Here is a 17,602-nt window from a genome sequence, read left to right as displayed (position 1 = left end):
TTGGAGCGCCAGATGGCGCGCGGAAACTTGCCCGCGATGCGCTCGAGGTCGGCGAAGACACGATAGCGCCGCTCCGCGTGGAGCTGGTCAATCGCTTCTTCGAAGAACCGCTGGTAGTTCATGTCCGCTTCCCAATTTTGCGCGGGATCATAATCATTGGCCTATTGGTCGTCCACCGGGCCGTTTTGGTCAAAATGCCACGCCCCGCACCTGTTCCTAACGATGACGGATCGTGGCCTATTCCCACTCCACGACACGCTTTGTGGATCACTTATGTTTCAGCACGATGCCACATTTGGTGAACGCCGGTTACCAAGGGTTCTAATGGCCATGCGGCAGGCTTTCCAGTAAGGCGGTGTTTGAGACAGTTTCCGATAAATCTTGAGATGCGAGGATGCGGATGACGGTTTTGGTGACAGGCGGCGCCGGCTATATCGGCAGCCACATGGTCTGGGAATTGCTGGATGCGGGTGAAAGCGTGGTCGTGCTCGACCGGCTTTCCACCGGCTTCGAATGGGCGGTGGCGCCGGAGGCAAAGCTCGTCGTCGGCGATGTCGCCGACAAGGAATTGGTCGGTTCGATCATCAGGGACAATCATGTCGACGCGATCATCCATTTTGCCGGTTCCATCGTGGTCCCCGAATCGGTCGCCGACCCGCTCGCCTACTACGAGAACAACACCTCGAAGACACGCACGCTGATCGAAACCGCGGTGCGCGAGGGCGTGTCGCATTTCATCTTTTCCTCGACCGCCGCCGTCTATGGCGGCGCCGGGCTGGAGCCGGTGCGCGAGGATGCCCGCCTGGCGCCGGAATCGCCCTATGGCCTGTCCAAGTTGATGAGCGAGTGGATGTTGCGCGATGCCGGCCTCGCGCACGACATCCGTTACACGGCGCTGCGCTATTTCAACGTTGCCGGCGCCGACCCCAGGGGTCGCACCGGCCAGTCGACTCCGGGCGCCACCCACCTCATCAAGGTCGCCTGCGAGACCGCGCTCGGCAAGCGTCCCTTCATGCAGGTGTTCGGCACCGACTACCCGACGCCGGACGGCACCTGCATGCGCGACTATATCCATGTCAGCGACCTGGCAGCTGCGCATCGCCTGGCCCTGCAGCGGCTGCGCGCCGGGGGACAGAGCCTCGTCGCCAATTGCGGCTACAGCCATGGCTATTCGGTGCTCGAGGTCATTGAGAGCGTGCGCCGCGCCTTTGGCCGGGATTTCGAGGTGAAGATGGGCGACCGGCGCCCTGGCGACGCCGCTGCGGTGGTCGCCAATTCAGACCTTGCCCGGGCGGAACTCGGCTGGACGCCACAACGCGACGATCTGGACCAGATCGTTGCCGACGCACTCGCCTGGGAACGCATCCTGACCAGCAAGAACTCCGCCCGCGGCTAAGCCAGCCCCCCAAGGGCTCGCAAGGCGCGCGGCGACGCGCTATGGAAGCAGTCGCGACGCGGCGTGGAGGCGCCGTGCCGCCGAGAGCTTTGGGGGATGGCATGAAGATAACGATGCTCGGCGCCGGCGTTGTCGGCACGGCAGCGGCCTATTACCTGGCCGCCGACGGCCACGAGGTCACCGTGATCGAGCGCCATGCGGCGCCGGCGCGGGGCACCAGCCAGTCCAATGCCGGCCTGGTTTCTCCGGGCGACGCCACCGCCTGGGCCTCGCCGGCGGCGCTGAAGACATTTCTGCGCGGGCTCTACAATCATGATCTCGGCATCAAGGTGCGGCTGCGCTTCGATCCCTATTTCCTCGCCTGGAGCCTGCGTTTCCTGCGCCAATGCACGGTGGCCCGCCTGCGCGCCAACAGCCAGGTCAAGCTGCGCCTGGCGCTCTATTCGCGCGACTGCATCAACGCCATCTCGGCCGACACCGGCATCCACTATGACGAGCGCAAGAAAGGCATCCTCTATTTCTTCCGCTCGCAGCACAGCCTCGACACCGGAACCGACAATTATCGCTATCTTGCCGAACACGGTCTGCCGATCGAGATCGTCGGCCGCGACCGGCTGGTCGAGCTCGAACCGGGCCTTGCCGGAGTGAAGGAAAAGATCGCCGGCGGCGTCTATTCGCCGATCGACCAGACCGGTGATTCCCAACAGTTCGTGGAAAAGCTCGCCGCCCATGCCGCCGAAAAGCTCGGTGTGAAATTCCTCTACGGCACGACGGTCGAGGGTCTCGACATTGAGGGCGACCGGGTGCGGTCGGTGATGACTTCGGCCGGACCGGTGACGGGTGATGCCGTGGTCATCTCGATGGGGCCGGAAAGCGGTCTGCTCGGCCGCCGCTACGGCATCGACCTGCCGGTCTATCCGGTGAAGGGCTATACCGCGACCATTCCGCTGGAAGACGAGAGCAAGGGGCCGACCATGGGCGGCGCCGACGAGGACCAGTTGATGGCCTATTCGAGGCTCGGCAACCGGTTGCGGCTGGCTTCGACCGCCGAATTCACCGGCTTCGACCGCACCCACAAACCCAGCGACTTTGTCACCATGTTCAGGACTGCCAGGGACCTCTTCCCCGGCGCATTCGACGAGAAGAAGGCGGAGCTCTGGGCAGGGCTGCGGCCAATGATGCCGGGCTCCGTGCCGGTCATCGGTCAGGCGCGCTACAAAAACCTCTATCTCGACACCGGCCACGGCCATGTCGGCTGGACGATGGCCTGTGGCTCGGGAAAATTCCTGGCCGACCTCGTTGCCGGCCGCAAGCCCGAGATCGACCCGCAGGGACTCGTCTACGTCAACTGATGGAGCACTAGTCGTCGTGCTGGCACCGCGTCCATTGGCCCTGCACCCATTCAGCAAGCCAACCACGCTCAAGCCGCCCAATCTGTGCCAGATTGTCCTGCGTGGTGGTCAGATGGCCGAGGCCGACGACTTCGAAATCTTCGCAGTCCGCAGGATGATCATGTGCGCCGCATGTCAGTTGCCACTCGCCATCGGAATGACGGACGACCAGTGCCACCGGTCTCTCCAATCGAAAGACGTGCCCACATACAATTGCTCTGGTTTCCAACATTGAGACCGTCACTTCTGGCTTTGACAGGTATCAGAAGATGATCTTGAAGATGCACCTGGCCGATAGATTATACAAACCCTGAGAGGAAAAATGTCGGGACCGCAAGTCGCCATCGACCTCGGCCGTATCGAGCGCAACGCACGCACCATTGTTGACCGCTGCGCTTTGTCCGGCATCAAGGTGTTCGGCGTCACCAAGGGCACCTGCGGCATGCCGCAAGTGGCGCGCGCCATGCTGCGCGGCGGCGTCGCCGGCATTGCCGAATCGCGTTTCGAAAACATTCGCCGGCTGCGCGACAGCGGCATCAGCGTGCCGATCATGCTGCTGCGCAGCCCGCCCATGGCGCGCATCGAGGAGGTGGTGCGCACCGTCGACATCAGCCTGCAGTCGGAACTCGCCACCATCCGCGAGATCTCGCGCATCGCCGAGCGCATGGGCCGCGTCCACGACATCATGCTGATGATCGATCTCGGCGACCTCCGCGAAGGCATCTGGCCGAACGACCTGATCCCCACCGTTGAGCGGATCCTCGAGTTCAAGGGCGTGCGCATCGCCGGCATCGGCACCAATCTCGGCTGTTTCGGCGCCATCATGCCGACGCCGGAAAATCTTGGGCAACTCGTCGCCCACGCCTACAAGACGGAGCGCCTGTCGGGCAAAAGTCTCGACTGGATCTCCGGCGGGGCGTCGTCGTCGCTGACGCTGCTGCTCGAAGGCACACTTCCGGCCGGCATCAACAATCTCCGGGTCGGCGAGGCGATCCTGCAAGGCGGCGTCGAAACCTTTCGCGATGTGCCATGGGATGAACTCGAGCCCGACGCGTGCCGCCTGACCGGCGACATCATCGAGGTCAAGCTCAAGCCGTCGCGGCCGATCGGCGAGTCCGGCTACGACGCTTTCGGCAACCAACCGGTCTTTCCCGACGAGGGCGACAGGCTGCGCGCCATCGCCAATATCGGCCGCGAGGACGTGCTGGTCGAAGGGCTGACGCCGATCGCCAGGGGGATCAGGGTGCTCGGCGCCTCCAGCGACCATCTGCTGCTCGACGTGCAGGAAGCCGACCCGCGCCCCGCTGTGGGAGATCGCGTCGCCTTTCGCATGAGCTACGGCGCCATGCTGCTGGCGATGACGTCGGAGTATGTCGAGAAGGCCCCGATGCATGACGTCGCCGACTTTTCCGGCCGCAAGATGGTGTCGATCTCGGCCGAACAGGAAGCCGCCGGCATTCTTGCCCGCGAGGGGACCGGTGCGCGGCTGGAGGTGATGAATTTCGACGTCGTGGAACTCGCCGATGTCGAGCGGCCGCCCTCCGGGCTGATCCGACTGAGTGCCGGCGCCGATCGTCGTATCGCCCACAAGGCGCTGACGGCGACGGCGCGCGCGATGCACTCCTTCGGCCTGATCTGGATCGATTCCATTGCCGCGCTGATGCCGGAAGACGAAGAGGGCATCGACCTGCCGGAAGGTTCTGTGCTGGCGCGAACGCTCGGTCTCGACCACAAGGCCGGCGCGCTGCAGCCGCAGCTGTCCCCGGAAAATGTCGTCATCGTCGGCCTGCGCCATGCCGACCCGGCGGAGGCGCGGGTGCTGAAGGATTCGCGCGTGTCGGCCTTCACCATGACCGATATCGACGCCATGGGCATGCGCGACCTGATGCATGAGGCGATCCGCATCGCCACGTCGGGCACACAGGGCTTTCATGTCAGCTATTCCCTGACGGCGACCGAATTCGCCGGCTGGGCGGCCGGCTCCGGCGGGCTGACCGTGCGCGAAACGCATCAGGCGATGGAGGCGATCGCGCTGTCCGGCGGCCTGATGTCGATGGATGTTTCGGGCCTGGCCGGGGACTTGGAGCCCAGGATCGGCGCTGACACCGTGAGCTTTGTGATGTCGGCCTTCGGCAAGCGGATTCTGTGATCAGCCCCGCGCTTCGACCGCCGCGCGCCACGCGTTGGCATAGTCGGCCCAGGCCGGGTCGATCGGCGGTTCCAGTCGCTCGCCTTTGCCGTGCGCCGTGACCTGGTCGGACGCCAGCAGTGCCGCGCCGATGCTGGTTCCCGTGGCGGCTTCGGACGCGATGACGGCGCGGCCAGTGCTTGCGGCCAGCATGCCGACGAACAGGCGATTGCGGGCAAACGGGCCTTCGACGGTGGTCGGGCCATCGCTTCCGACCAGCTCAAGGCAGATCGCCGTCATCAGTGCCAGGTAGAACGAGATGGCGGCAAAGCGCTGGCCATTGTTCATGCCGTCGGCATTGAGCCATGTCGCGGCCTGATGCGGGAACGGCCCTGATCCCTGCTGCGTCGACGGCAGCAGCAATGTCTTCCGCACGAGCACGGCGCCAACATCAGCTTCAGTCCAGTCGTCAGGCTGGCCTTCCGTCAGCACGGAAAACTCGCGACCGCCCATGAAGCGCGCTGAAGGGACCGGGTCGCCCAGCGCATTGACATTGACCAGCGTATCGCGCGCCGCATCCAACGCAATCTCTCTGCCGCCGACCGCCATCGACACCACCCAGGTGCCGGTCGAGACGACCGAGAAGGGTGGCGCGTCGGACAGGAGATGCGGCAGCAGCGAGGCGTTGGAATCGTGCAGGCCGCAGAACACAGGGGTTTGCGCATCAAGGCCGGTGCGCGCGGCAAGCGCTGGCAGGATCGGACCGAGGCGATCGCTGGCCGGCCGCACCGGTGCCATCAGGTGGCGCCAATCCAACCGATCGACCAGCGACGAAAAGTCAGCATGCCATGGATTCCACAGATCGGTGTGGCAACCGAGCGAGGTCACTTCGTTGGCGGCGACGCCGGTCAGGCGCAGCGCCCAGTATTGCGGGTACATCAGAATCGCGGCCGCATGCGCGAACGCGGCCGGAAAACACTTCTGCTGCCAAAAGAACTGCGCGCCAAGATTGAGGCCGAGCGGCAGGCGCGGTGTGCCGGTCTCGGTGAAGGGCGGTCGAACAGCGTCATAGTCCGCCGCCAGCCTGTCGGGGCCGTCGAACTCATAGTCGAGCATCGGCAGCACCAGTTCGCCAGAGGCGTCGACCAGCGCACCTGTCGCGCCATGCGTGGTGATCGAGATGGCGGCGATCGGCTGTTCGCGGTTGAGATCGGCAAGGCTGTCGAGGATGAATGCCCATAGCGCCTCGACATCGTGATGTGGGTAGGGCGCTTGCCGCACCGGCGCGTTCGCCATGCGGCGCAGCGCCACCTCGCTCGACATGGCGAGATCGACCAGTGCCACCTTGGCGTTGGTCTTGCCGATGTCGATGACGGCGATGTGGCGCAGAGCACTCATGCCATCTGGAACACGGTTTCCAGCGGCACGGCCACCGGTTCGTTGTCCGGCTTCGTTTCCATGATGTCGGCCATATGTGCCCACCAGCGCTGCATCACCGGGTGCTTCGGCAATTCGGCCATGCCGTGATCGTCGCGCCGCCACAGCACGCCGAACAGGATGTTGGTCTCTTCGTCGAGATGGATCGAATAGTCGGACACGCCGGCCTGTTTCAAGAGCGCGACCAGCGACGGCCAAATCTCGTCATGGCGCTTCCTGTACTCGGCCTTCATGCCCGGTTTGAGCTTCATCTTGAACGCGTATTTCTCAGGCATCAGCTGCTACCTCGCAGCCGCCGCCAGACGATCGGCAGCGCGATGACGATGATCAGCAGCACGCCGATGAAGATCGACATGACGATGCCGGGCACGTTGAGCAGGCCGAGCCCAAACGTCACCAGCCCCATGATGAACGCGGCGAGCACGACGCCGACAATGCTGCCGGCGCCGCCGAGGATGCTGACGCCGCCGAGCACCACCATGGTGATGACTTCCAGCTCATAGCCTTGCGCGATCGACGGTCGCGTCGAGCCGAGGCGCGAGGTGATCAGCACCGAGGCTATACCCGACATCAGCCCGGTCAGGCAGAACAGGGTGAATTTGATACGCCCGACGCGCACGCCGGAAAACTGCGCCGCGACCGGATTGTTGCCGATGGCGAAGACGCGGCGGCCGAAACTCGTGCGATGCAGGAGGAACCAGTAGACGACGGCGGCGACGAGGAAGAGCACCAGCTCGAACGACACCACCCACCAGACATAGCCCTGGCCAAAGAAGGCGAAGCTTTCGGGATAGCCCTTATAGGCCTGGTCGCCGAGGATGATGAAGGCGATGCCGCGGAACAGGCTCATCGTGCCGATGGTGACGACGATGGACGGCAAGCCGAGCCGTGTCACCAACAGCCCGTTGAAGGCGCCGCAGCCAAGCCCGACCACAATGCCGATCAGCACCAGCACCGGTGTACCCGCACCCGCCTGCACCGCCATGCCCATCATGGTCGATGCCAACGCGATGATGGCGGCGACCGACAGGTCGATTTCGCCGGAGATGATCAGCAGCGCCATGGCAAAGGCGATCATGCCCTTCTCGGTGAAGTTGAAGGTCAGATCGGACAGCGAATAGGGATCGAGGAAATAGGGCGAGGCGAAGCTGTTGATGGCGAAGATGGCGACGGCCACCACGACCAGCAGTGCCTCCCAGGAAAAGATCGCCGAAGACAGCGGCCTGTCGAGCCGGTCGGGAATATGGCGTGGGGCAGGGACGTCGGTCATGCCGCCTCCGCCTTTCTCAGGATGATCCGGCCTTGCTGGCGTTCGCCGCGCGCGTTGAGCACGACGGCCAGGATGATGGCACTGCCCGAAATCGCCATCTGCCAGAAGGGCGAGATGTTGATGACCGGGAGCGCGTTGGAGATGATGCCGAGGAACAGCGCGCCAAGCACCGCGCCGCCGACCGAGCCGATGCCGCCGGCGATCGAGATGCCGCCGATGACGCAGGCGGCGATGATGTTGAGCTCATAGCCGTTGGCGACCTCGACCGAGGCGATGACGTAGCGCGAGATCCACAGGTAGCCGGCAAGCCCGCCGATCATGCCGGAGATGCAGAAGACAATGAATTTCGTGCGGCCGACATCGATGCCGGTATAGACCGACGCCGTCGGGTTGACGCCGATCGCATAGATCGAGCGGCCGAGCGCGGTGCGCGTCATCAGCACGAAGAACAGCGCGATGACCAGTATGGCGATCCAGGACAGCACCGGAATGCCGAGGAAGGCGGCGCGCTGGAAACCGATGAAATCCGGGCTCATCTTGTCGGCATTGACCCAGGCGCCGCCTGACAGGACGAAGGTGGCGCCGCGATAGATGGTGAGCGTCCCCAAAGTGACCACGATCGAAGGGATGTTCAGCCGCCATACCAGAAGGCCGTTGATGGCGCCGAGCACCAGCCCGACCGTCAGCGCGATGACGATCAGTGCCGGGATCGGGATTGCCGGGTGTGCGGCGTTCAGCATCGCCACCACCATGCCGGTGAAGCAGAGATTGGAGGCCATGGACAGGTCGATCGACCGCGTCAGGATGATCACCATCTGGCCGAGCGCCAGGATCATCAGGATAGAGGTGTCGTTGAATACCTGGCGCAGGTTGCCGGGGTCGGCGAAGGCCGGGAAGCGGGTCGAGATTAGCCCGATCAGCACGATGATGGCCGCGGCCAGCCAGATCTCGCGGTATTTCAGAAAGGCTTTCATGCCGCGATCCCCGCTGCCGTCCGCACCAGCGTCTCGGCGTCCAGCCCCTTATTGTCATAGACCGCCGCGACAAGGCCCTCGCGCATGACCACCACCCGGTCGGACATGCCGAGTATCTCCGGCAGTTCCGACGACACCATGATCACCGACAGGCCCTGCGCCACCAGCTCGGCCATGAAGCCGTGCACGGCGGCCTTGGAACCGATGTCGATGCCCTTGGTCGGCTCATCGAGGATGATCACCTTGGGCGCGGTCGCCAGCCATTTGGCGATGACGATCTTCTGCTGGTTGCCGCCCGACAGCGTGCCGACATCCTGGCTGAGCGACGAGGCCCTGAGATCAAGCCGCTCGGTGTAGGAACGGGCGAGCGAAAATTCTTCGGCCAGCCGCAGCAAGCCAGATTTGGAGGTGCGCTTGAGCGAGGGCAGCGAGACGTTCTGGAAGATCGGCAGGCCGATCACCACGCCTTGCTTGCCGCGCTCTTCCGGCACATAGACGATGCCGGCCTCGATCGAATCCGCCGCCGATTTCGGCGCGATCGTCTTGCCTTCCAGCGTGATCGTGCCGCCCGTGGTGCGGGTGATGCCCGAAATCGCCTGCATCACCTCGCTGCGGCCGGCGCCGACGAGGCCGTAGAAGCCGAGTATTTCGCCTTTGTGTAGTTCGAAGCCGATGTCGTTGAACTCGGTCGGGTGCGACAGGCCGGCGACGGACAGCACCGGTGCACCGATCTCGGCCTTGCGCTGCGGAAAAATATGATCGACCGAGCGGCCGACCATCATGCGCACGATCTGGCTCTGGCCGGCATCCTTGATCAGGCCTTCGCCAACCATCTCGCCGTCGCGGAACACCGTGTAGCGGTCGGCGATGCGGTAGATCTCGTCGAACTTGTGGCTGATGAACAGGATCGCCTTGCCTTCCTCCTTGAGGAATTCGATGAGCAGGAAAAGCTCCTCGATCTCCTTCATCGAAAGGGCTGCGGTCGGCTCGTCCATGATGACGATCTGCGCGTCGATCGACATGGCGCGCGCCACCGCCACGAGATGCTTGTTGGCGATGCCGAGGTCTTTCAAACGCGCATCGGCATCGATATGGCCGGCGTGCATCGTGTCGAGCACTTCGCGGGCATTCTTGCGCATCGTGCGCCAGTCGATGGTGCCTAGCCGTGTGCGCGGCGCGTGGCCGAGAAAGATGTTTTCGGCAACGCTCAGATCGTCGAACAGCACGGTTTCCTGATGGATGGCGGTGACGCCATGGCCGAAGGCGGCATGCGCGCTGGGCAAGCTGACCGCCTGGCCGTCGATGCTGATCGTGCCCGAATCCGGCTGGTAGATGCCGGTCATGATCTTGACCAGCGTCGACTTGCCGGCGCCGTTCTCGCCGATCAGTGCCGTCACCTGGCCGGGATAGAGCGACAGGCTGACATTGTGCAGCGCGCGCACGCCGGGAAAGCTCTTGGAGATGCCGGACAGCGTCAGCCGTGGCGTGGAGGCCGCTGGCCTCTCCTTCACCGTGCCGTGCTGGGCTGTCGTGTCCATGGTCGTATCAAGCCCTGAAACAAGGTCCGTCTAAAATCGCGGCGGGACGTGAGCCCCGCCGCGACGGCTCGAGAGGGTCCCAGATCAATAGATCTTGGAGAACTTCTCGATGTTGGTCTTGTCGAACTGGAAGGGCGGAGCCATCGCAGCCGAGTTGGTATCGTCGAGCGTGACCTTGCCGACGCGGCCGATCGACAGCGTGGCACCGGGCTTGGCCTCTTCCTTCTTCACCGCCAGGTCGTGGGCGAGGTAGACGGCCGAGTAGCCGAGGTCGATCGGGTTCCACAGCGCAACCGCCTGGCTGGCGCCGTTGTCGATGAACTTCTTGAACTCGGACGGCAGCGCAAGGCCGGTGACATTGACCTTGCCGATCAGCTTCTCGTCGGTGACGACCTGGGCGGCGGCAACGACGCCGACGGTTGTCGGCGCGATGATCGCCTTGAGGTTCGGATAGGACTTCAGCAGGCCCTTGGCTTCGTCGGTGCTCTTGGCCGAATCGTCATCGCCATAGACGGTGGCGACAAGCTTGATCTTGGGGAACTTCTCCGGCAGCACCTTCTTGGCCGCGTCGATCCAGGCGTTCTGGTTGGTCGCGGTCGAGGAGGCCGACAGGATGGCGACATCGCCGCCTTCCGGCAGATAATCGGCGGCAAGCTTGATGATGGTCTCGCCGATCAGGCCGGTGTCGGACGGGTTGAGGTGAAGCTGGCGGCCTTCCTTGGCAACGCCCGAATCCCAGGAGATGACGGTGATGCCGCGCTCCATGGCCTTCTTCAGCACCGGCACCAGCGCGTCGGCGTCATTGGCCGAAATGGCGATGGCGTTGACCTTCTGCGCGATCAGCGAATTGACCACTTCGATCTGCGCTTCGGCGGTTGCCTTGGTCGGGCCGGTGTAGATGATGTCGACATCGCCGAGTTCCTTGGCCGCCTCCTCGGCGCCCTTGTTGGCGGCGTCGAAGAAGCCGTTGCCGAGCGACTTCACCACCAGTGCGATCTTGACGTTCTCGGCATAGGCGGCATTCACGAACATGGCGGCCGAGAATGCGGCCGTCACCATCAATTTCTTCAAAAAGCTCATCGCATATCCTCCCTTGAGCGTTGCATTCCATCGCCGCTGCGGGCGTGAGTTGGTCTCAGGCCTGCAGTGAAGATTCTTCCTTTGCCGTCTTGCGGGCGACGATCAGCGTCACGCCCGCGGTCTCCAACATCTTGGCTTCGCGATCCTCGATGCCGTCATCGGTGATGACGGTGGCGATGCGCGACAGCCCGCACAGGATCAGGCTGGAGCGCTTTCGGAATTTCGAGGAATCGACCAGCACCACCAGCTCGTCGGCCTGGTCGATCAGCTTCTGCTCCGCCTGGATCAGCAGCGGGTCGCCTTCCATCAGGCCGAGCGGTCCAAGCCCTTGGGCGCCTATGAACATGCGGCGCGCGTAGAAATTGCGGGTCACGTCATTGTCAAAGGGCGACAGGATGATGTTCTGCTCGCGATAGATGGTGCCGCCCGACAGCATCACCGTGTTCTTCGAGTGCTTGAGCAGATGCTCGGCGATCGGGAACGAATTGGTGAAGATCGGCATGCGCCGCCCAGTCAGGAAATGCACCATCTGGAAGGTGGTGGTGCCGCCATTGATGATGATCGGCTCGCCATCCCCGCACAATTCGACCGCCTCGCGAGCGATCGCCCGCTTCTGTGAAGCGTTGATCGTTTCGTTGACGGAAAAGGGCCGGCCGGCCAGGCCGATGAATTGCGGCGGCGAAATCGCCTCGGCGCCACCGCGCACCCGGCGCAGGCGCTTCTGGACGTGCAGAGCCGCGATATCGCGCCGGATCGTCGCCTCGGACGACTCCGTCAGGTCGACCATCTCCTGCACCGTCACCACAGGCTTTTCCTGGACGGCGGACAGAATGATCCTGTGGCGCTCTTTTTCGTGCATGGTTCCTCCCTACCTGGCCATCTAGGCACTCAAAACGAGCAGTGTCAATCATTTCCGATCATATAATTTCATTGTGCAGTGCAATATGATCGATATTGATCGTTTATGATTGACAAGCGAGGCGCTTGCGTAGACATTCCCGGCAAAATGGACTGCGGCTTTTGCGTCCCAGGGAGGATAACCTATGCTCGACAAGCGCTCCGGCTCGCGCCTTGCCAATTTGTGGGACGATGCGAAGGCCAAGGGGATGAGCGATCCCGAGCTTCTGGTCTATCGCTCGAACACGCTGGGTTCCGACAAGCGCGTCACCAACTATGGCGGCGGCAACACCTCCTCCAAGATATGGCAGAAGGATCCGCTCAGCGGCGAGAACGTCGAAGTGCTGTGGGTCAAGGGTTCGGGCGGCGACAGCGCCTCGATCAAGCTCGACGGTTTTGCCACCCTCTACATGGACAAATTGCGCGCGCTGAAAGGCCTTTATCGCGGCGTCGAGCATGAGGACGAGATGGTGGGATATCTGCCCCACTGCACCTTCAACCTCAATCCGCGCGCGGCCTCGATCGACACGCCGCTGCACGCCTATGTGCCGAAGCCTTTCGTTGACCACATGCATCCCGATGCCATCATCGCCATTGCCGCGGCGAAGGATTCCGAAGCGCTGACCAAGGAGATCTTCGGCGACGCCATCGGCTGGCTGCCATGGAAGCGGCCGGGCTTCGAACTCGGCCTTTGGCTGGAGAAATTCTGCCTCGAACATCCCGCCGCCAAGGGCGTCATCCTCGAAAGCCACGGCCTGTTCACCTGGGGCGACACGCCCAAGGAATGCTACGAGACGACGATTTCGGTGATCAACCAGGCGATCGAGTGGTTCGAACGCCGCTCCGAGGGCCTCGCCATCTTCGGCGGCGAAGTGGTCAAGTCGCTCGATGCCGCTACCCGCCGCGCCATCGCGGCGAAACTGATGCCGAAAATCCGCGGCCTGATCTCGGAAAAGAGCCACAAGCTCGGCCATTTCGACGATTCCGCCGCCGTGCTCGAATTCGTCAACTCCAGGGATTTGCGCCCGCTGGCGGCACTCGGCACTTCTTGCCCGGACCATTTCCTGCGCACCAAGATCCGCCCGCTGGTCATCGAGTTCGATCCGGCGAAGCCCGATGTCGATGCGGTCATTGCACGCCTCGCCGACGACATCGCCGAATACCGCGTCGGCTACCAGGCCTATTACGACAGCTGCAAGCATCCCGACTCGCCTGCCATCCGCGATCCCAACGCCGTGGTCTATCTGATGCCTGGCGTCGGCATGTTCACCTTCGCCGGCGACAAGGCGACGGCGCGAATTTCCGGCGAATTCTACGTCAACGCCATCAACGTCATGCGCGGTGCCTCGACCGTTTCATCCTATGTCGGCCTGCCCGCCCAGGAAGCCTTCGACATCGAATACTGGCTGCTCGAAGATCTGAAGCTGCAGCGCATGCCGAAGCCGAAATCGCTCGCCGGCCAGATCGCGCTAGTCACCGGTGGCGCCGGCGGCATTGGCCGGGCGACCGCCAACCGCCTGCTGCGCGAAGGCGCCTGCGTGGTGCTGGCCGATATCGATGAGGCTGCACTGGCCAGCGCCAATGAGGAACTGGCGAAGGCCTATGGCAAGGATTTCATCCGCCCGGTGGTGATCAACGTGACCGCGGAAGACCAGGTGGTCTCGGGCTTTGCCGAGACGGCGGTCGAGTTTGGCGGCATCGACATTCTGGTCTCCAACGCGGGTCTCGCCTCCTCGGCGCCGATCGAGGAGACGTCGCTGGCGCTGTGGAACAAGAACATGGACATCCTGTCGACCGGCTATTTCCTGGTCTCGCGGGAAGCGTTCCGGCTGTTCCGGGTGCAGAAGATCGGCGGCAATGTCGTCTTCGTCGCCTCCAAGAACGGTCTTGCCGCCTCGCCCAACGCTGCCGCCTATTGCACGGCCAAGGCCGCCGAAATCCATCTCGCCCGGTGTCTCGCCCTGGAAGGCGCGGAAGCGCAGATCAGGGTCAATGTCGTCAATCCGGACGCCGTGCTGCGCGGCTCGAAGATCTGGACGGGCGAGTGGAAGGAACAGCGCGCCGCCGCCTACAAGATGTCTACGGACGATCTTGAAGAGCATTACCGCTCGCGCTCGATGCTGAAGCGCTCGGTCTTCCCGGAAGACATCGCCGAGGCGATCTATTTCTTCGCTTCCGACATGTCGGCCAAGTCGACCGGCAACATCATCAACGTCGACGCCGGCAACGCGCAGAGCTTTACGCGCTGATTTGGAGCGTTTCCCTTCTCCCCGTCTAAGGGGAGAAGGTGCCCGTAGGGCGGATGAGGGGCGGCGCCAGCCGAAAACATTCTTGGGAGGAACCAGCACTTGTCCGAAACCATCATTTCCGCCGAAATCGTCGAAAAAGATAACACCGCGCGCAAGCCCGACCTCGAGCGCGACTACGCCTCGCTCGGCGAACGTCTCGACCGCCGCGGCATCGCCATCGACGCCATCCGCGACAAGGTCGAGAAATTTGCGGTTGCCATCCCCTCCTGGGGCGTCGGCACCGGCGGCACGCGCTTTGCCCGCTTTCCCGGCGCCGGCGAGCCGCGCGATATCTTCGACAAGATCGAGGATTGTGCCGTCATCAGCCAGCTGACGCAGGCGACGCCGACCGTCTCGTTGCACATTCCATGGGACAAGGCTGACCCGAATCGGCTGAAGCAGGCGGCCTCGCGCTTCGGCCTCGGCTTCGATGCCATGAATTCCAACACATTCTCCGACGCCAGGGACCAGAAACTCTCCTACAAATTCGGTTCGCTGTCGCACGCCGACGCCGGCACCCGCCGGCAGGCGGTGGAGCACAATCTCGAATGCATTGAGATCGGCAAGACGCTCGGCTCCAAGGCACTAACGGTGTGGATCGGCGACGGCTCGAATTTTCCGGGCCAGGTCAATTTCGCCAAAGCCTTCGAGCGCTACCTCGACGCCATGAAGGAGATTTATGCCGGGCTGCCCGCCGACTGGAAACTGTTCACCGAACACAAGATGTACGAGCCGGCCTTCTATTCCACGGTCGTGCAGGACTGGGGCACCAATTACCTTATCGCCAAGGAACTGGGCGACAAGGCTTTCTGCCTGGTCGACCTCGGCCACCACGCGCCCAATGTCAACATCGAGATGATCGTGTCGCGGCTGATCCAGTTCAAGAAACTCGGCGGTTTCCATTTCAACGATTCGAAATATGGCGACGACGATCTCGACGCCGGTTCGATTGATCCTTATCGGCTGTTCCTGGTCTTCAACGAACTGGTCGATGCCGAACTGTCCGGCGCCGAGGGTTTCGATCCCGCCCACATGCTCGACCAGAGCCACAACGTCACCGATCCGATCGAAAGCCTGATGTTGTCGGCGGTCGAGGTGCAGCGCGCCTATGCGCAGGCGCTGCTGGTCGACCGCAACGCGCTGGAAGTTTTTCAGGACGGCAATGACGCGCTGATGGCGACGCAGACGCTGAAGGCGGCCTACCGCACCGATGTCGAGCCGATCCTCGCCATGGCGCGGCTGAAAACCGGGGGCGCCATCGATCCGGTCGCCACCTACCGGGCGGCGGGCTACCGCGCCAAGGTCGCGGCCGAACGCCCGGCTGTTGTCGGCGGCTCGGGCGGAATTGTCTGACACGCCTGTCATCTGAATTGATCCGCCTGGCCCACCGTTGGTGGTGGACTCGGCCGCTGCGACGGGCTCTTCTAGGCTTCCCCGCCAGGAGAACCCGCCATGCACCTCACCCGTCGGACACTGATCGCCGCCAGTCTTTCCATCACCTTCGCGCTGGCGCCATTGACGAGCGTCTTTGCCGCGTCGCCAGCACCTGCCAAGGGCGAGCACGGCATGGTGGTGACGGCCCAGCATCTGGCGTCGGAAATCGGCGTCGAGGTCTTGAAGAAGGGCGGCAATGCCGTCGATGCGGCGGTCGCTGTCGGCTATGCGCTGGCCGTCGTCTACCCCAATGCCGGCAACATTGGCGGCGGCGGCTTTATGACCATCCGTTTCGCCGATGGCAAATCGACCTTCCTCGATTTTCGCGAGCGCGCGCCGCTGGCCGCGTCCAAGACCATGTATCTCGACAAGGATGGCAACCCGGTGAAGGGCGCCAGCCTCGACGGTTATCTCGCCGTCGGCGTGCCGGGCTCGGTGGCCGGTTTCGAAATAGCGCGCGAAAAATATGGCACACTGTCAAGACAAGAGCTGATGGCGCCGGCGATCGCCTATGCCAGGGACGGTTTCATCCTCAATCAGGGCGATGCCGCCTCGTTCGCCGGCAACGCTGAAAGGTTGGCGAAGGACCCGGCGGCGGCCGCCGCCTTCCTGAAACCCGATGGCAAGCCCTATGGCATTGGCGAGCGGCTCACCCAACCGGATCTTGCTGGCTCGCTCTCGGCGATATCCGAGAAAGGCCCCGACGCCTTCTACAAGGGCGCCATCGCTGACGCCATCGTCAAGGCGAGCGGCGCCAGGGGCGGCATCCTGGCCAAGCAGGACTTCGAGCAATATGCGGTGCGTGAACTGAAACCGGTCACCTGCTCCTATCGCGGCTATGAGATCACTTCCTCGCCGCCGCCAAGCTCCGGTGGCGTCATCATCTGCGAAATCCTCAACGTGCTGGAAGGCTACCCGTTGTCCTATCTCGGCGCCGGCTCGGCCGAGACCGTGCATGTCATGGTCGAGGCGATGCGCCATGCCTATGTCGACCGCAACTCCGCGCTCGGCGATCCTGATTTCGTCGACAATCCGGTCTCGAAATTGCTGGACAAGAGCTACGCCAAGGACATCCGCGACAAGACCGACCCATTCCGGGCCGGCGTGTCGCAGGACCTGATGCCGAAGGGTTTTGGCGAGTCGAAGGAGACGACACACTATTCCATCATCGACAAGGACGGCAACGCGGTGGCCGTCACCTACACGCTGAACGGCTCCTTCGGGGCCGGCGTCGTCGCGGGCGGCACCGGCATCTTGCTCAACAACGAGATGGACGATTTCACCCAGAAGCCGGGCGTGCCCAACCTCTATGGGTTGGTCCAGGGCGAGGCCAATGCCATTCAGCCGAAGAAGACGCCGCTGTCGTCGATGAGCCCGACCATCGTGGCCAAGGACGGCAAGCCGTTCATGGTCATCGGCAGCCCCGGCGGCTCGCGCATCATCACCATCACGCTGGAAGCGATCGTCAACGTCATCGACCACGGCATGAACATCCAGGAGGCGATCGACGCACCGCGCATCCACCATCAATGGCTGCCCGATAAAGTCTATGTCGAGCCGTTCGGCCTGTCGCCGGACACCGAAAGACTGCTGGCCGGCATGGGCTACCACCTCGATCTGAGTGACCAGACCTGGGGGCAGGCGGCCGGCATTCTCGTTGGTGGCAAGAGCCTGGCGGAGATCGGGAAGGGCGGCGGCGCGCGCTACAATGGCGCCATCGACAGCCGGGCGGCCTCTGGCGAGGCGCTCGGATATTGATGCCGGGGTGG

At 63.4% G+C, this 17,602-nt stretch carries 14 protein-coding genes; 6 read left to right on the top strand and 8 right to left on the bottom strand.

All coding sequences use genetic code 11. The features are described 5' to 3' along the window. Positions 1-400 precede the first annotated feature (400 nt). Both galE and CK228_RS27275 read left to right on the top strand, forming a co-directional pair. The gene (gene galE, locus CK228_RS27280) at positions 401-1,396 is read left to right on the top strand and encodes a UDP-glucose 4-epimerase GalE (protein WP_095789810.1); all 996 of its coding nucleotides are present in this window, start codon (positions 401-403) and stop codon (positions 1,394-1,396) included. Positions 1,397-1,497: 101 nt separating this feature from the next. Beyond that, complete coding sequence (locus CK228_RS27275) at positions 1,498-2,748, top strand: D-amino acid dehydrogenase (RefSeq protein ID WP_095789801.1); 1,251 nt, start codon at positions 1,498-1,500, stop codon at positions 2,746-2,748. Positions 2,749-2,755: 7 nt separating this feature from the next. Here CK228_RS27275 and CK228_RS27270 read toward each other — a convergent pair whose 3' ends face one another. Next, positions 2,756-2,965, bottom strand: coding sequence for a hypothetical protein (locus tag CK228_RS27270; RefSeq protein ID WP_095775211.1), 210 nt, complete (start codon positions 2,963-2,965; stop codon positions 2,756-2,758). Positions 2,966-3,109: 144 nt separating this feature from the next. Between CK228_RS27270 and CK228_RS27265 the strand changes: the two genes are divergently transcribed. Beyond that, entirely contained in the window at positions 3,110-4,936 is a 1,827-nt protein-coding gene (locus tag CK228_RS27265; protein WP_095789800.1) for an alanine racemase, read from the top strand. Here CK228_RS27265 and CK228_RS27260 read toward each other — a convergent pair whose 3' ends face one another. The 7 genes from CK228_RS27260 to CK228_RS27230 all read right to left on the bottom strand — a co-directional run bounded on the left by CK228_RS27260 (position 4,937) and on the right by CK228_RS27230 (position 12,073). After that, on the bottom strand, positions 4,937-6,313 hold the full coding sequence (locus CK228_RS27260) for an FGGY-family carbohydrate kinase (protein ID WP_095789799.1): 1,377 nt from the start codon (positions 6,311-6,313) through the stop codon (positions 4,937-4,939). It lies immediately after the preceding gene. Continuing rightward, the gene (gene rhaM, locus CK228_RS27255) at positions 6,310-6,627 is read right to left on the bottom strand and encodes an L-rhamnose mutarotase (protein ID WP_095775214.1); all 318 of its coding nucleotides are present in this window, start codon (positions 6,625-6,627) and stop codon (positions 6,310-6,312) included. Before rhaM ends, CK228_RS27260 begins: the two co-directional genes overlap by 4 nt. Continuing rightward, on the bottom strand, positions 6,627-7,622 hold the full coding sequence (locus CK228_RS27250; protein ID WP_095789798.1) for an ABC transporter permease: 996 nt from the start codon (positions 7,620-7,622) through the stop codon (positions 6,627-6,629). The genes rhaM and CK228_RS27250 overlap by 1 nt, the downstream gene beginning before the upstream one ends. Next, on the bottom strand, positions 7,619-8,596 hold the full coding sequence (locus tag CK228_RS27245) for an ABC transporter permease (RefSeq protein WP_095789797.1): 978 nt from the start codon (positions 8,594-8,596) through the stop codon (positions 7,619-7,621). Before CK228_RS27245 ends, CK228_RS27250 begins: the two co-directional genes overlap by 4 nt. Further along, positions 8,593-10,134: a sugar ABC transporter ATP-binding protein gene (locus tag CK228_RS27240; protein ID WP_095789796.1), complete on the bottom strand. Its 1,542-nt coding sequence runs from the start codon at positions 10,132-10,134 to the stop codon at positions 8,593-8,595. The genes CK228_RS27245 and CK228_RS27240 overlap by 4 nt, the downstream gene beginning before the upstream one ends. A gap of 84 nt (positions 10,135-10,218) precedes the next feature. Next, entirely contained in the window at positions 10,219-11,214 is a 996-nt protein-coding gene (rhaS, locus tag CK228_RS27235; RefSeq protein WP_095775218.1) for a rhamnose ABC transporter substrate-binding protein, read from the bottom strand. Positions 11,215-11,269: 55 nt separating this feature from the next. Continuing rightward, a complete protein-coding gene (locus CK228_RS27230) occupies positions 11,270-12,073 on the bottom strand; it encodes a DeoR/GlpR family DNA-binding transcription regulator (RefSeq protein ID WP_095789795.1) in 804 nt (267 codons plus the stop codon). A gap of 184 nt (positions 12,074-12,257) precedes the next feature. On the opposite strand from CK228_RS27230, the gene CK228_RS27225 reads away from it, so the two are divergent. From CK228_RS27225 to ggt, 3 genes are all read left to right on the top strand, one after another. Beyond that, entirely contained in the window at positions 12,258-14,360 is a 2,103-nt protein-coding gene (locus tag CK228_RS27225) for a bifunctional rhamnulose-1-phosphate aldolase/short-chain dehydrogenase (protein ID WP_095789794.1), read from the top strand. 99 nt (positions 14,361-14,459) lie between these two features. Continuing rightward, entirely contained in the window at positions 14,460-15,752 is a 1,293-nt protein-coding gene (gene rhaI / locus CK228_RS27220; RefSeq protein ID WP_095789793.1) for an L-rhamnose catabolism isomerase, read from the top strand. Positions 15,753-15,851: 99 nt separating this feature from the next. Continuing rightward, positions 15,852-17,591, top strand: a complete 1,740-nt coding sequence (gene ggt, locus CK228_RS27215) for a gamma-glutamyltransferase (protein WP_095789792.1) — start codon at positions 15,852-15,854, stop codon at positions 17,589-17,591. The last annotated feature ends 11 nt before the right edge of the window (positions 17,592-17,602 follow it).

The sequence above is a fragment of the Mesorhizobium sp. WSM4312 genome, assembly GCF_002294875.1.
In the GTDB taxonomy this organism is placed as follows: Bacteria; Pseudomonadota; Alphaproteobacteria; order Rhizobiales; family Rhizobiaceae; genus Mesorhizobium.
Note: the sequence above shows the minus strand (reverse complement) of the source record. Positions and strands in the feature narration are given on the sequence as shown.